The 12,708-nt window shown below is 70.1% G+C and carries 15 protein-coding genes; all 15 read right to left on the bottom strand.

Annotation, left to right across the window (positions count from 1 at the left end; all coding sequences use genetic code 11):
- Positions 1-4: 4 nt before the first annotated feature.
- Entirely contained in the window at positions 5-742 is a 738-nt protein-coding gene (locus ACZ5PB_RS05140; RefSeq protein WP_468688286.1) for a glycosyltransferase family 2 protein, read from the bottom strand.
- A 51-nt stretch (positions 743-793) separates the two neighbouring features.
- Entirely contained in the window at positions 794-1,237 is a 444-nt protein-coding gene (locus ACZ5PB_RS05135; protein WP_468687884.1) for a hypothetical protein, read from the bottom strand.
- A gap of 181 nt (positions 1,238-1,418) precedes the next feature.
- Positions 1,419-2,234 carry an SPDY domain-containing protein gene (locus ACZ5PB_RS05130; protein ID WP_468687882.1) on the bottom strand — a complete coding sequence of 272 codons (816 nt, stop codon included), beginning with the start codon at positions 2,232-2,234 and terminating at the stop codon, positions 1,419-1,421.
- A gap of 86 nt (positions 2,235-2,320) precedes the next feature.
- Entirely contained in the window at positions 2,321-2,656 is a 336-nt protein-coding gene (locus ACZ5PB_RS05125; RefSeq protein WP_468687881.1) for a hypothetical protein, read from the bottom strand.
- 203 nt (positions 2,657-2,859) lie between these two features.
- Positions 2,860-3,324, bottom strand: coding sequence for a hypothetical protein (locus ACZ5PB_RS05120; protein WP_468687878.1), 465 nt, complete (start codon positions 3,322-3,324; stop codon positions 2,860-2,862).
- Between the two features lie 26 nt (positions 3,325-3,350).
- Complete coding sequence (locus tag ACZ5PB_RS05115) at positions 3,351-3,851, bottom strand: hypothetical protein (protein WP_468687877.1); 501 nt, start codon at positions 3,849-3,851, stop codon at positions 3,351-3,353.
- Positions 3,848-4,396 (bottom strand): hypothetical protein, encoded by a 549-nt coding sequence (locus tag ACZ5PB_RS05110; protein ID WP_468687876.1) that lies wholly within the window; start codon positions 4,394-4,396, stop codon positions 3,848-3,850. Before ACZ5PB_RS05110 ends, ACZ5PB_RS05115 begins: the two co-directional genes overlap by 4 nt.
- A gap of 323 nt (positions 4,397-4,719) precedes the next feature.
- Positions 4,720-6,234: an ATP-binding protein gene (locus ACZ5PB_RS05105; RefSeq protein ID WP_468687875.1), complete on the bottom strand. Its 1,515-nt coding sequence runs from the start codon at positions 6,232-6,234 to the stop codon at positions 4,720-4,722.
- Positions 6,235-6,265: 31 nt separating this feature from the next.
- Positions 6,266-6,733 carry a DUF6238 family protein gene (locus ACZ5PB_RS05100; protein ID WP_468687874.1) on the bottom strand — a complete coding sequence of 156 codons (468 nt, stop codon included), beginning with the start codon at positions 6,731-6,733 and terminating at the stop codon, positions 6,266-6,268.
- A gap of 50 nt (positions 6,734-6,783) precedes the next feature.
- The gene (locus ACZ5PB_RS05095; protein ID WP_468687872.1) at positions 6,784-7,377 is read right to left on the bottom strand and encodes a hypothetical protein; all 594 of its coding nucleotides are present in this window, start codon (positions 7,375-7,377) and stop codon (positions 6,784-6,786) included.
- The gene (locus ACZ5PB_RS05090) at positions 7,374-8,840 is read right to left on the bottom strand and encodes an SCO6880 family protein (protein ID WP_468687871.1); all 1,467 of its coding nucleotides are present in this window, start codon (positions 8,838-8,840) and stop codon (positions 7,374-7,376) included. The genes ACZ5PB_RS05095 and ACZ5PB_RS05090 overlap by 4 nt, the downstream gene beginning before the upstream one ends.
- Positions 8,841-8,930: 90 nt before the next feature.
- Positions 8,931-10,238 carry an SCO6881 family protein gene (locus ACZ5PB_RS05085; RefSeq protein WP_468687868.1) on the bottom strand — a complete coding sequence of 436 codons (1,308 nt, stop codon included), beginning with the start codon at positions 10,236-10,238 and terminating at the stop codon, positions 8,931-8,933.
- Between the two features lie 38 nt (positions 10,239-10,276).
- Complete coding sequence (locus ACZ5PB_RS05080; protein ID WP_468687867.1) at positions 10,277-10,957, bottom strand: hypothetical protein; 681 nt, start codon at positions 10,955-10,957, stop codon at positions 10,277-10,279.
- Positions 10,958-10,961: 4 nt separating this feature from the next.
- Entirely contained in the window at positions 10,962-11,270 is a 309-nt protein-coding gene (locus ACZ5PB_RS05075) for a DUF6112 family protein (RefSeq protein ID WP_468688284.1), read from the bottom strand.
- 114 nt (positions 11,271-11,384) lie between these two features.
- A complete protein-coding gene (locus tag ACZ5PB_RS05070; protein ID WP_468687866.1) occupies positions 11,385-12,485 on the bottom strand; it encodes a C40 family peptidase in 1,101 nt (366 codons plus the stop codon).
- Between the last annotated feature and the right edge of the window lie 223 nt (positions 12,486-12,708).

Raw genomic sequence — 12,708 nt, 5'->3', positions numbered from 1 at the left:
GGGTTCAGCCACGGGGCAGGGCAGCTTGGCTCTGGAGTACGGAGCGCAGGCTGATCCCGTACTGCCAGGCATGCTCACGAGCCGCCCTTTCTAGCTGGTCGTACGTGGGCTCCCGCGTGAGCTGTCCTTGGTGCTTGCGGTATCGGTAGACCGGCACCGGCAGCAGGATGCCGGGGGCGAGACAGGTGACGGCGGTGGCCATGTAGTCCTCGCCCTGGACGAGGCCGCCCATCGGGGCTGCCCGGACGAGATCGGTGCGCGCGAGGATTGTGGTGGGCCCGATCGGGATGGTGTCGGTGGGCTTCGTCCAGTACGTCCACACGTTGCCGGCCTCGTGCCGACCGGGCGGCGTGGGACAGCGCCACAGGGTGGTCGAGCCGTCCGGGTGCAGGTCCTCGCTCCACCCCGCGCACCAGCCGACCCCGGTCAACTCCAGGGTGCTGAGCCGCAGGGACATGGCCTCGGGGGCGAACTCGTCGTCATCGTCGGCCCAGTTGACGAACTCGGTGCGTACCTCGTTCAAGCCGAGATTCCTGGCGCAGGCGGCGCCGACCGGGCGGGGCAGTGCGAGGACACGTACCCGCGGATCGCTGGCGAGCGGGGCGGGCAGGAGGGCGGGGTCGGCGCCGTCCAGGGCGATCACGATCTCGCAGGGAACGGACTGCTGGGTGAGGCTGGCGTGCATGGCGGTCAGGTAGTCGAGCCGGTCCTCGCGGAGGCGGGTGGCGATGACGACCGTGATCGGGGGCGTGCTGTGGAGAGACAGGGGGGCTCCGGAGAGTGGGCAGGGGACCTAGCGGCGGGTGGTGGACCGGGAGGGTTTCGCCTTCGCTGCGGGCGGTGTGGGGGACGTCTGCTGCGGGTTGGTGGGGGCGGGCGTGCTGGCGTGGGGGGTGAGGAGTGTGTGCCTGGGGTCGGGGGAGTCCGGGGGATTGAGCTGGCTGTAGGCGTGGATCAGGGATTCGAGGTGTTCGACGGCGTCGCCGTGGCGGGCGGCCAGGATGTCGATCTGCGTGCCCTGGTTCTGCAGAATGCCGAGGGAATTGATCGGTGCCTTGCTGGTGACGGCACGGGAGAGGCTGGTGGCCGCCTCCTGGGCATCCGAGACGAGCCGTTTGTGGATGAAGTCCAGGTTGCGTGCGGCGTTTACCACGAGTCGGGCGAGCAGGTCCTCGGCGCTGCTGGCGGGGTGCCGGAAGTAGATTTCCCGGGTGGGGACGCCGAGGAGATCCAACACCCTTTGGGATACGACCGCGTGGGGCGGAGGCGGGCTGGCGGAGGAGGTCATCGGGCACTTACAGAGGGCTGGGGAATCTGGGACCTTCCGGGATCAAGGACGGGGGCTGGGCTGCCTGTTCGTGTGCGGGATCTGCGGTGTGCACTGGACGGAGTAGCGGTGAGCGATCGGCCCCAGCGGGTCAGCGCAAGACACGGCTGGAAGCGGCGGTGGCGCTCATAGGTGAGCCGGTCAGGCGGGCGGCAGAAGGTGTGGCAGCGTGAGGTGTTGGGGTACGGGGAGCAAGCGTGGAGGATTGCGGTGCCGGCCAGGTGGCCAGGTAGGGACGTACCCAGGGAGTGATGTCACGGTGGTCGCGGACCAGCGGGGTGGGGGCGGTGACGGCACTGTGGAAGGCGTCCACCAGGACGTGCGGCACGGTGGCGCCGAAGGACGCGACCCAGCGCTCCCGGCCGGTCGGCTCGCCGGCCGTGAAGAACCAGCCTGGCGTGGACGCCGTCGGCTGTTCCGTCTGGTGCGATGCGGGGGCGGCGTAGTAGGCCAAGGCATCGGGGGAGAGTGCGGATGCGATGCCGGTGGCACGCCACCCGGGAGGGGCGGGGAGGTTGTTCACCGGGAACGGTCTGTCCGTAGAGGGGAACAGGCAGTCCGGCTTCTTCGCCAGGGTGCGCGCCAGCGTGGTGGTGAGCGAGGTCAGGAACTCGGTGGGGATTTGGCTGTGCAGTGCGACGCGCCATCGTGCCGGGGCAAGGGGATGCGAGCGGGCCGCGATCTGGATGCACTCCTCGGTGGGAGCGGCTTCGGGGAGCCAGCCGACCTGAACACGTAGACAGGGACTGGTGAAGAGGGTGATGTCGTATCCGTCGTCGGCCACGGTCCAGCCGTGGTCGGTCAACGGCGCCGTGAAGGCCCCGAAGTGGTCGTCGATCGTTCCGGCCAGGTAGCCAGGTGCGACCAGGACGTCGGGATTGGCAGGGGCGTCTATTCGGATCTCCATGGGGCCAGGAGGCCACTGTGTCTGGCCTGCGTGGGACCGGGTGTGGCCTGGGGGAGCACTTCATCACGCAGGCGGTGGCGCGGGGGTCAGTGGCGGCGTGAGGGTGCTGTCGTGGCCGGTGGCGCGGCGGGCACGAGCAGGCGTGCGGCGGCGGGTGGGAGCAGCCCGAGTTCGGTGAGCCGTTGGTCGAGGGCTGCGACCATGCGCCAGGCGATGCCGCCATTCCTTTCCTCGGGGCGCCAGGGTTCGTGGGGGTCCGCCGGGGGAGACGAGTCGTACAGCAGCTCGTACAGTTCGTGGTCGTCGTCGTGGAGGCGCGTGACGACCCACCCCTCCGGGTCCCCGATCACACGCTCGTCTTCCGGGGGCGTCTCCGACGGCGCGATGAACAGGTGGCTGCCATCGGGGAGCGAGACGCGCACGACGTATTCACTCAGCCCGAATTGGACGTTGCACACCAGGCCGCGCTGGCGCAGTGGCGTAGTGATGTGCGCGTGCCGACGCCACAGCTCCTGCCACCCCGGGTCGTGAACGTAGCGGTGGTCGGGGAGCGGTGCGAGGGGCAGCGGGGAAGTAGACGCAAGGGGCTCCCCGACCTTCTTCGGTGAGGGGGTTACCGCGGAGGTCAACGGCTGTGGGCGCGTGAGGGCGCGGTACGTTGCGGGTCTGGCGGTGGGGTGTGCTGTGGGGCGTGCTGCGCTGCCAGGCTTAGAGGCGTGGCCGAAGCGATGCCCCTGGCGAGGCCGAGGCCGGCGGCATGTTCGTTGAGGAAGCCGTCGAGTGCGTCGAAGACGCCGTCGACCTTGACGTATCCCCGGACGCCGAAGCCGTTGTTGTGGCGGGGAGAGCCGTTCGGGGCGAACTCGCCGTCGATGTACCAGCGGTACTCGCCAATGAGCCGGGACATGTGGTGCACGGTGGGTCGGTCGCCCGGCTGGGCGCGGGTTTCCAGGCGGGCGTACAGGCCTTCGCGGGTGTCGCCGAACAGCCCGGGGTCTTGGCGGTACTGCATGTCGTGGACGGATGCGAAGAGGGTGAAGGTCCACGTGCCTTCGTGTATTTCGATCTTGGCGGGTGTGGTGTCGGTCATGGGTCCTTGGGGTGGAGAGGGACGGCCTACGCCTCGTCGAAGGAGAGGTCGTCGAGCGTTCCCTGCTGGTAGTGGAAGACCACCTCTTCGAGCTGGGAGAGCCGCGCGCAGGAGGGGTTCTCGCGGAAGGCGTCGGTGCGGTCGAGGGCGTACTGCTGCTTGTCGGCTTCGGCGCTGATGACGCGGACGGTGTTCCGCGATGAGACGAGGGCCCACTGGGTTGTATCCGTTGGTGTGGCGTCCTTCATCCACACCCAGATCCCCTTGCCCAGCTTGAGCATGCTTCGGGGGTGGTAGAGCCCGCCGGTCTTGTGGTGACGGCGTGGGCTGCGGCGCTCGCCGAAGTCCCGGATCATGGCCTGGGCCGCCTTGTAGTTGGCGGCTTCGCGGAGGTCCTCGTCATGACGGAGGCGGTCGCAGACCGCGATACGCAGATCTGCCGTGTTGATGCGCCCGATGTCGGAGGTAACTTCCTCGGCGGCTTCGAGGACGATCTTCCGCAGTTCAGGATCAAAGGAGTTGCTCACGGAAGGTCGCGCTCCTTCCAGGCCACTGCCATTTCGGACAGTGCCGTTGTGGCGTGCTCGATGACCTCTCGCGTCACGGCACGGCCGGGCGGGGCGATGTCGGGGTCGTACTGGTCGAAGGTGCGGCTGCCCCGGATTTGGGCGAGCGATGGCAGGATCTCGCAGAGGAGCTGGGTGGCCACCCTGCGCTGGCGTAGGTCCTCCTCGACTCGGGCCTTCCGCTCGGCCCAGGCGCCCCGCAGGGTTAGTTCCCCTTCGATGACGCGGTCGGCGAGCTGGGGATCTTCTTCGCGCAGCCGGGTGAGCTGGACTTCTGCGGAATTGGCCTTGGCTTTGTTCTCCTTGGCCGTCTCGTAAGCCTCTTTGAGTCCCATGGCACCGCTGATGACCGGGTCGACCAGGTCGGGTGCGTGCTGTAGGACGGTGCTCGCGCGGCCCATCACGGCCAGGGCTACTCCGAGCTGTTCCCCGAGGGAACGCGCGGTGTGTTCCTCGGGGGAACAGCCTCCTTGTTCCCCGAGGGAACGGGCCTTGACGGTGATCATTGCGGCCTGGCCTTTGGTCAGGCTGCGTCGGCGGAGGTTGACGGATAGGACGTAGACGTCGGAAGCGGCACCTTCGTAGGTGACGAAGACGGGTTCGATGGCGGCGCGTTCGCATGCGCTGAGCCTGCCGCGGCCGTCGAGGATGCGGCCTTGCCGATCGAGAACGATGGGCTGCAGGAGCCCGTTCTCCTGTATGTCGCAAGTGAGGGCGTCCAGTTCCTCCTCGTCGAGCAGTGGGAGGAGCAGCGCTGTGGGATGGGATTCGATGGGTGGCTCCGGGGACGATTAGTGGGTGGCGGCCACTGATGTGGGGCGTTCGATGGTTAATGCATGCGGGCATCCGTGTCGAACAGCAGTGCCTCTTGCGAATGGAGGGTGTGCTGGACGATGAAAGAGCGACCCGCGACTTTCCACAGCCCTCTGCCGCGGTTGAGGTGGGAGATGGCCGAGGCTTCGACGCTGGTCAGGCCCAGGAGCGTTGACGCTGCGGTCAACTGGTCGGTCTCCTGGCGGTAGATGATGCGAGTGGAGCAGTCCGCGAGGAGACCTTCGGCGAGGGCCCGACTCCGGGACCCTTCGTCGCCTGCGGCGAGCAGGTCCGACAGGCGGTGGATCACCATCAGGTTCGCGATGCCCAGCCCGCGGCTCAGTTTCCATTGGGACTGCATGCGCTGAAGCAGTCCCGGGTGGCGCATGAGCCTCCATGCTTCGTCATAGATGATCCAGCGCCGCCCGCCGGCAGGGTCGGTGAGGGCCGACTCCATCCAGGCCGAGGCACAGGTCATGGCGAGGACCAGGCCCATGTCGTCGCCGGACCCGCCGAGGCGGGAGAGGTCGATGGTGAGCATCGGGGCGTGCGGGTCGAATGCGGCGGTGCTGGGGGCGTCGAACATTCCGGCGAGGTCCCCGTGGACAAGGCGGCGCAGGGCGTGGGCGAGGTCGCGCGCGGCGTCGCTGAGGAGTCCGGACATCGCACCGCCGGCGACGTTGAGCTGGTCCGGGTTGTTGAGGGTGGCGGCCACGTCGCCGAGCAGCGGGGGGCGGGCGGTGGCTGCGGCCCGGGTAACGGCCGCGTCCAGGGCGACGTCCAGGGCGGTGTGTTCCATCGGCAGCAGGTCCCGTCCGAGGACGGTGCGGGCCAGGGAGCCGAGCAAGAGCAAGCGACGCTTGCGGATCTCGCCCGCCCAGGCGTCTTCGGAGGCTGAGGCGGGACGGGGGGCGGCATCCAGGGGGTTCAGCCTTCCCGGCAGGCCGGGGCCCAGGGCGATGGAGGTACCGCCGAGGGCGGCGGCGACCGGAGTCCACTCGCCCTTGGGGTCGCACGGGACGTAGACGCGGTAATTGAAGGCCACCGACCGCAGCGCGAAGGACTTGGCCAACGCCGACTTGCCCTGCCCGATCACCCCGGCCAGCAGGACGTTCGGATTGGTGAAGCCTTCGATCTTTCCGTACAGCTCGAACGGGTCGAAGCAGAAGGACGCTTCGGCGTGGACGTCGCGGCCGATGTAGATGCCCTCGGCGCCGAGGCCACCCTCGGCGAGGAAGGGGTACGCGCCGGAAGCGGTGGCGGTGGTCATGCGGTGCGCGGGAAATTTGATCTTGTTGCCGCGTGCGGAGGCAGGTCCGGGGCGACCGGCCAGTGGGTATGCGGGGCGGGGCATTTCCGCTTCGGCCGCGTGGCCCTCCGCGTGGGAAGAGGTCGCTTCGGCGTGGGCCTTGGCGGTGGCCTCGGCGAGCTGTCGGCGGGCGGCCCGGCGGGACTCGCGGTCGGCACCGTGCGGGGTGAAAAGCGGGCTGGCGGACGCGCGGCGGGCGCGGCGGTTGGGTCGGCGGGTCATTGTGGGGGCTCGTTTCGGCGGTGTGTTCCTCTCACCGCGTGCAGCTGGTGGGGTGCCCGCCGTGGGGCGCGGAGTTCAGATCCGCGGGGGTGGTCTTGCGGCGGATGCTGTGGACGGCGGCGAGGTGGCGCTGGCAGATCGTCAGCATCGGTGGGCCCTCGGGGAGCCGCTCGGGGTGACAGTCCGAGTCGGCGGTCTGGGGCGAGGGGAGGCTGTGGAACGCGCTGTGTACGGCCTCGGCCGCCTGCCACGTCCGCATGTGCGCGGTGGCCAGCTGCCGTTCGGCGGCAGGATGCAGGGCCCTCGTCGTGTCCGCGAGCTGGTCGAGCAGCCGGTGCAGTCCCGTGAGGTGGGTGTGGAGGGTGTCGAGGTGGATGCGGTCGACGGTCCGGGGAGCGAGCGGTGCGCCGGCGGTGACAGCGGTGGTGTGGTGGCGCAGTCCTGCGGTGGCGGCGCGCAGGTAGGGGTACGCCTCGTCGGCGGGGGAAGGCGTGGGCAACGGGGCGGGAGTCCTTTCTGCCCTGGGGCAGACGGTGGGGTGGCCACGGGTCAGTGAGCGCGCCGGGGCGCGTTCGTGGAGGGAACTGCAGGGGGAATGCCGGGACTGGTGCGTGCTGGGGGCGGAGCGGGGGAGGAGCGGGCCTGCTCGTCGCGTAGGTCCCGGTACGTGCCGGGGGCTCGTGTGCCAGGGTGGCTCGTCCGCAGGTCCACGTACGGTTCGCGGTCGGACCCGTTCTCGCCGAACCGCTCGTCTCGCAACCATTGCCGGTACGAGGGAAGGGACACGAGGGTACGAACGGCGTCGTCGAGGCTGGTCGCATTGACGACGAACAGGTTCCAGTCGTCCACTTCGTCGTGCGCCGACCCCGCAACCATGAGGGTGTGGGCGCGGAGCGGGGGATCGGCGACGAGCTGCTCCAGCCGCTGTACCAGGGTGTCCAGTGCATCGCTGGCTTCGACAGCGGTTTCGCGGCGGGTCTCCTCGAAGTCCGCCATCTGTTCCCAGATCGGTTCGCCGTCGGCGTCGCGGTACTGATTGAGCCGACTGCGGTGGCTGCCCTGCATCTCCCGGAGGGGCGGGAGGAGCGCCAGCACTTCGTCGAAGAGCCGCGGGACGGCGGAGAGGGGCGGGTTGGGGGTCACAGGGCGGTCCTTGCGAGGGGCAGGGCGGCGAGGCCGAAGGCTTCGGCCTGCTGGTAGGTGAGGCGGCGCAGGTCGACCTGGGCGGTGCCGGCGGCGGTCTCGATCTGCGCGCACGCGGTGTCCAGGAGGGTGTCGGTCCCGGCGGAGACGGTGAGTAGGCCGGTCAGCGCGACGTCGGAGTGCCCGGAGATCAGCTGTCGCTCGCGGAGCTTGACGTCCGCGTACTCGACGCTGTCGGCCTCGGAGTCCACCTGTCCACGCCGGGCGCGCTCGCTGGCGTCGGCGATGATCGACGCCTTCTGCCGCTGCACGTCGCGCAGTGCCGCCTCGATGCCCTGGGGAACATAGATAAGGGAGAGGGAGCGTCTGACGCCCGGGGTGAACATCAGCCCGTGCAGGAACCCTGGGCTCGTTTCGGTGCGCGGCCAGTTCTCGATCCAGTAAGTGGCGTGCCGGGCGGAGTCGGTGACCACCCGGTCCGTCTCTTCGATCTGGACCACCGGGCCTGCGGCAGCAGGGTCGGCTTCCGCCCGTCCGTTCTGCGACCACTGCTGGAGATTGCCCAGGGCCTTGGGATCGTAGGCGGTGCGGATGACGGCGGCGATCTCGCGGGTGGTGAGCCAGCCAGTCACGGTCAGCCCGGCGCTGCGGGCGGCCTGGGTGACGGACGTCGTGGTCTGAGCCATGACGGTGAAGGCTCCGGGGAGGCCGCCGCCGGCCTGCTGGATGAGGCGCTTCGCTGCCTTCAGGTCCAGGGCAATGGCCAGGTAGGTCTCGTGGGGTGCGGCAGCCGGACCGGCGGAGGCGACGAGTTCGGTATAGATCTGTCCGGCGACCGGGGTCTCGGGCCGGCCGTGCTGGGCCCAGTGGCGGGCGAGGGTGTCGCCGTTGTCGGGGACGGTGCGCTCCAGGACCTGGACGGTGGCGACATGGCCGGTGCGGGCGATGCCCGCCAGGGCACGCCCCCACCCCGCGACGTTCTGGTTCTGGGTGTGCGGGTCGAGCAGGGCATACGCGCGGGCGGAGACGCGGGCGATGGCGGTCAGGGTCTGATTGTGCGGATCGTGGACGGCGGCGGCCACCGATCCGGCGGGGACGACGGCCCGCAGCGAGGCGGTGCTGCCCGGCAGGTGCAGCAGTCCGTCCTGGCGGGGGCGGGAGACGGGCCGGGCCAGCCACCGGGTCTGTCCGGTGCGGCGCCGGTGGGAGTGGCGCAGGGCGATGGGCGCCCAGTCGATCAGTGAGCGGCCCTGGCGGCGGATGGCCACGAGGGCGGCGACCGCCGCCCACAGCGGGGTCAGGAGGAGTGCGCCGAGGAGGCCGGTGCTGACGACCGTGGCCAGGAGAAGTGCCAGCGCGCCGGAGACAAGGAGGAGTTGGGGGAGGGAGAGGCCGAGGAGGATGCCGCGCCGTGAGCGGTGCGGGAATTTGACGGTGAGGGGGGCGACGGAGAGTTGGGACAAGGAACCGTTCCGGGGAGTGCGGGGCGGCGGGCGGGGCGGGGCACACCGGCGGGTACGTGGGGGTGTGCCCCGCCCCGGGGGAGGGGTGGATCAGTTGCCGGTCGGAGACGGCGGCTGCGTGGCGGGGCCGCTGGCATTGGCTGTGGGCTGGCCGGGCGGTGCACCCTGGGGCGGAGGAGTGGCGGTGTCGGCGGAGGACAGCCACTCGCTTCCCTGATCGGCGGAGCCGGTGGTGCCGCCGGGCTGGCCGCTGGTGTCCTGGCCGGTCTCGGTGGGCGGGGGCTGGACGGCCTGTTCGACTCCGTCCTTGCCCAGGGAGGGGAAGTTGCTGCCCTGGGGCGAGATGTCGCCGGGCAGACCGCCCTGTACCGAGTCGGTGCCTTCCATTGCGGCGCCTGCGGCAGGTGCTCCGGCGCCGCCGCTTCCGGCGGTCATCGCGGCGGAGGCGGCCTTGCGGGCGGCGGTTTCCGCGTGCTGCTTGACGATCTGTGCGCCCGCGCCACCGGCACGGTGCAGGGACTCACCGTCGGAGGACTCGCTAGCCCAGTGCACGAACTTGAACGCGGCGAAGGGACACAGCAACACCATCACCATGATCACGACACCGGCGAGGACGTCGGACAGGGCGCCGACTCCGTCCTTCACCTGGGTGTTGCTCAGGGCGGAGAGGCCGAGCACGAGGACGACGGTCATCAGGAGCTTGCTGGCCACCAGGACGGCAGTGGCTTCGATCCAGCCGCGCCGCCAGCGGCGGGTGGCTTCCCAGCCTCCGCCCGCCGCGGCGAAGATCGCGAGGGTGACGAGGATGACGATGCCGACCTTGCGCACCATCATCACGCACCAGTACAGGACGCCGCCGATGGTGGCTCCGAGGGCGGCGAGTACGGGGACCATCCAGCCGAGGGGGGCGAGGGCGCCGATCGCCCCGACCTTGATCATGCGGCGTACGGCGTCTTCGATGTTGGTTCCCGCGGCCTTGAACAAGCCTTCCGACAGTGCGTCGACGACTTCGACCGCGACGGTGGTCAGGGCGATGGCCGAGAACGCGAACAGGACGCCGGAGACGGTGCCGGTAAGGGCCTGGGAGAGTGCCTGGCCATCTCGGCGGATCGCGGCGCGGACCAACTGCGCGCAGAAGCTCGCGACGAGCAGGGTCAGTCCGATGGGCAGGAGCAGGTTGTAATTCTGGACGAACCAACCGGCGTTGAGGTCGACCTGGGTGGTCTTGTTGACCGCTTCGGCGGCGAGGTCGGCTGCCGCGGCGGCCAGTTCGCCGCACGACTTCACGATCCAGTTGCCGATGCCCTCGATGATCGTACCGCCGGGGTCCGTGGCGAAGTTGATGGCGTCGGCGGCGTCGCAGATCTGGCCCGCGACGGGGATGTCACAGAAGCCCACTGAAGGGGTACCTCCCTATCTGTTGTTCAGGGGCCGGATCACGGCGCGACACGGGGAGCGAGGGCGGCCAGGGTGCAGTCCTGGGAGGGCCGGCATTGCACGGCGAGGGTGACCGAGCGGTCTTCCGCCCCGCCTCCGCCGTTCGCCCAGGTGATTTCCTGCTTGCCGGTGACGGTGACGGCGTAGATGTACGCCTTGGTCAGCGCGGCCGGGTTGTCGGCCAGGGCGGTCTTGAACGCCGACGGGAAGTGCGACTCGGTGATCTTCGCGGTGGCGTGCTGCTGGTTGTCGGCGAGGCGCCCCCACAGCAGTGGGTCGGGGACCTGGGAGGAGACCGACGGCCAGTCGGCGTACTGGGCTTCCTTGGTCATCCACGCCTGCATCGCGGCGAGTTGCTGGTCGCGGGTGGTGCGGCGGGAGTCGTAGGACCACAACATCCCGGCGGCGGCCTTCGCGTAGGTGAGGGGGTCGGAGATCTGTGGCGGCGGGGCTACCGATCCGGCGCCCGGGGAGGGCTTCGGGGCGATCTGGGACGGAGCGGCACTGGCCGTGGCAGTGGGGGAAGCAGGGCTCCGGTCCTGTTCGCTTCGGCCGGTGAAGACGGCGGCCAGCGCCGCGAGTGCTACGAGGGCGGCCACGGTAAGCGCGACGACGAGGATGCGCCGGTTGGCCGACCAGTCGGCGCCGAAGCGGGATGGCTTCCTGCGGGAACGATTCATCAGGTCAGGTCACCTGGGTTCCCAGGTTGGAGAAGAACGCGACAATTCCATTCGCCGCGCCCAGGCCGAGCGCGGCGCCGGCGCTGACCATGAAGCCCTTCTTGCCGTTGGCCTCGGCCTGGTGGCCGCCACTGTGGTGGCCCCAGGCCCAGACACCGAGGGAGACGGCCATCGCGCCGACCACGGCCACGATGCCGAACAGATTGATGCTGTTGACGACCTTGGTCAGGACGCCCAGGCCGGGCAGGCCGCCCTCGGCAGGCTTGACCTGCGGGTCGTACGCGAGAACGGACAGGGGGATGAGTGACAGCAGGGGTATGGCGGAACTCCTAGCAGCCGCAGCCCGGTTGGGGTGCTGCGGAAGGAAGAGGGGAATCCGGGCGGTGTCCGGGGAGGGGAGCGGACGTGCCGGTAGAGGAAAGTGGCGTCAGAGGACGCGGCGGACGGCGAGAATGCGCCAGTCCTTGACCTGCTCGATGCGGGTGGGGCGCCCAGTGCGCGGCGAGTTGATCACCAGGCCGGCCCCCATGTAGAGGCCGACGTGTTCGGGCCGGGAGGCGGTGCCGCGGGAGAACAACAGGTCGCCGGGCTGGAGGTGCGCCGGGGAGACGGCCTTGCCCTCGTTGACCTGTGTGTACGTGGTGCGGGTGAGGGGGATTCCGGCGTGCGCGTATGCCTGCTGGACCAGCGAGGAGCAGTCGCAGCGGCCCATCGGGTCCGGGCCGCGCGGGTTGGTGCAGTGACCACCCCACTGGTACATGGTGCCGAGCTGGCCCATGGCCCACCGCAGCGCCGTACGAGCCGCCGCCGGGGCATCCGGGGGGATCTTGTACCCGGCCGGGACGGCTCCGTCGGGGATCTTCCCGGCGAACGTGCCGGCCTTCTTGCCGACCTTCCCCGTCGTGCCGGGCGCGCAGTCCGCGCCGTCAGCCGTGGTGTCGGACAGTGCGAGGGCCTTCTGCAGGGCCCTGGCCAGCGGCTCCCAGCGTGCGTACGCCGAGGGGTAGGCGGACTTCTGGACCGCCTGGGCGGCCTGGGCGACGGTGAGCTGTTCCCAGCCGGGCACCTTGAGGAGCGCGGCATAGAACCGCTTCGCTGCGTGGGCGGGGTCGCGGACCTGCTCGGCGGTGCCCCAGCCCTGGCTGGGGCGCTGCTGGAACAGGCCGAGCGAGTCCAGGTGCCCGGAGCCGAGGTTGCGCAGGCCGGACTCCTGCAATGCGGTGGCCAGTGCGACGGCTTGACCGCGGGCCGGGACCTTCATGGTGTTGCCGGTGGTGACGATGGTGCGGGCGTGCGGCAGCTGCTCGGCGGGCCGCTCCAGACCCGGCACGAGCCCGTCCGTAGCGGAGCGGCCGAGGGCCTTGGCGACCTGCGCGGTGAGGGCCTCGGAGTCGAGGTCACCCGGTGCGCAGGTCGCGGACGGGCCGCCCGAGGAGGAGACGCTGGCTGCAGCCATCACGGGGAGGCCGACGAGCAGGGCGAGGAACAGGCAGAGGACGCCGACGACTGCGGCGGCAACGGCCTTCACCCGCTATGGCCTCCCGGGCGGTGAAGCGGCGTCGGAGGCCGGGGCAGGGCTGGCGAAAGGTGCATGGGAGGTCCTTCGAAGTGCGTTCCGGCCGCGCGGTGCAGGGTGCGAAGGCTGCGGTGGCCGGTGGTGGGTGTGTGAATGCCGGGGAGCGAAAGACGGGTTGCCGCCCGTCTCCGTCCAGGGGGCAGGTGTGTCAGGACAGAGCGAACCTCCAGAGAGG

It is taken from the genome of Streptomyces sp. NPDC032721 (assembly GCF_055579625.1).
The sequence above is the reverse complement of the archived record's forward strand: the minus strand, read 5'-3'. Positions and strand labels throughout refer to the sequence as shown.

Coding starts and splice junctions, on each gene's coding strand:
- ACZ5PB_RS05120 (WP_468687878.1), bottom strand. CDS start 3,324: ATGACCGACACCACACCCGCCAAGATCGAAATACACGAAGGCACGTGG.
- ACZ5PB_RS05110 (WP_468687876.1), bottom strand. CDS start 4,396: ATGATCACCGTCAAGGCCCGTTCCCTCGGGGAACAAGGAGGCTGTTCC.
- ACZ5PB_RS05130 (WP_468687882.1), bottom strand. CDS start 2,234: ATGGAGATCCGAATAGACGCCCCTGCCAATCCCGACGTCCTGGTCGCA.
- ACZ5PB_RS05105 (WP_468687875.1), bottom strand. CDS start 6,234: ATGACCCGCCGACCCAACCGCCGCGCCCGCCGCGCGTCCGCCAGCCCG.
- ACZ5PB_RS05080 (WP_468687867.1), bottom strand. CDS start 10,957: ATGAATCGTTCCCGCAGGAAGCCATCCCGCTTCGGCGCCGACTGGTCG.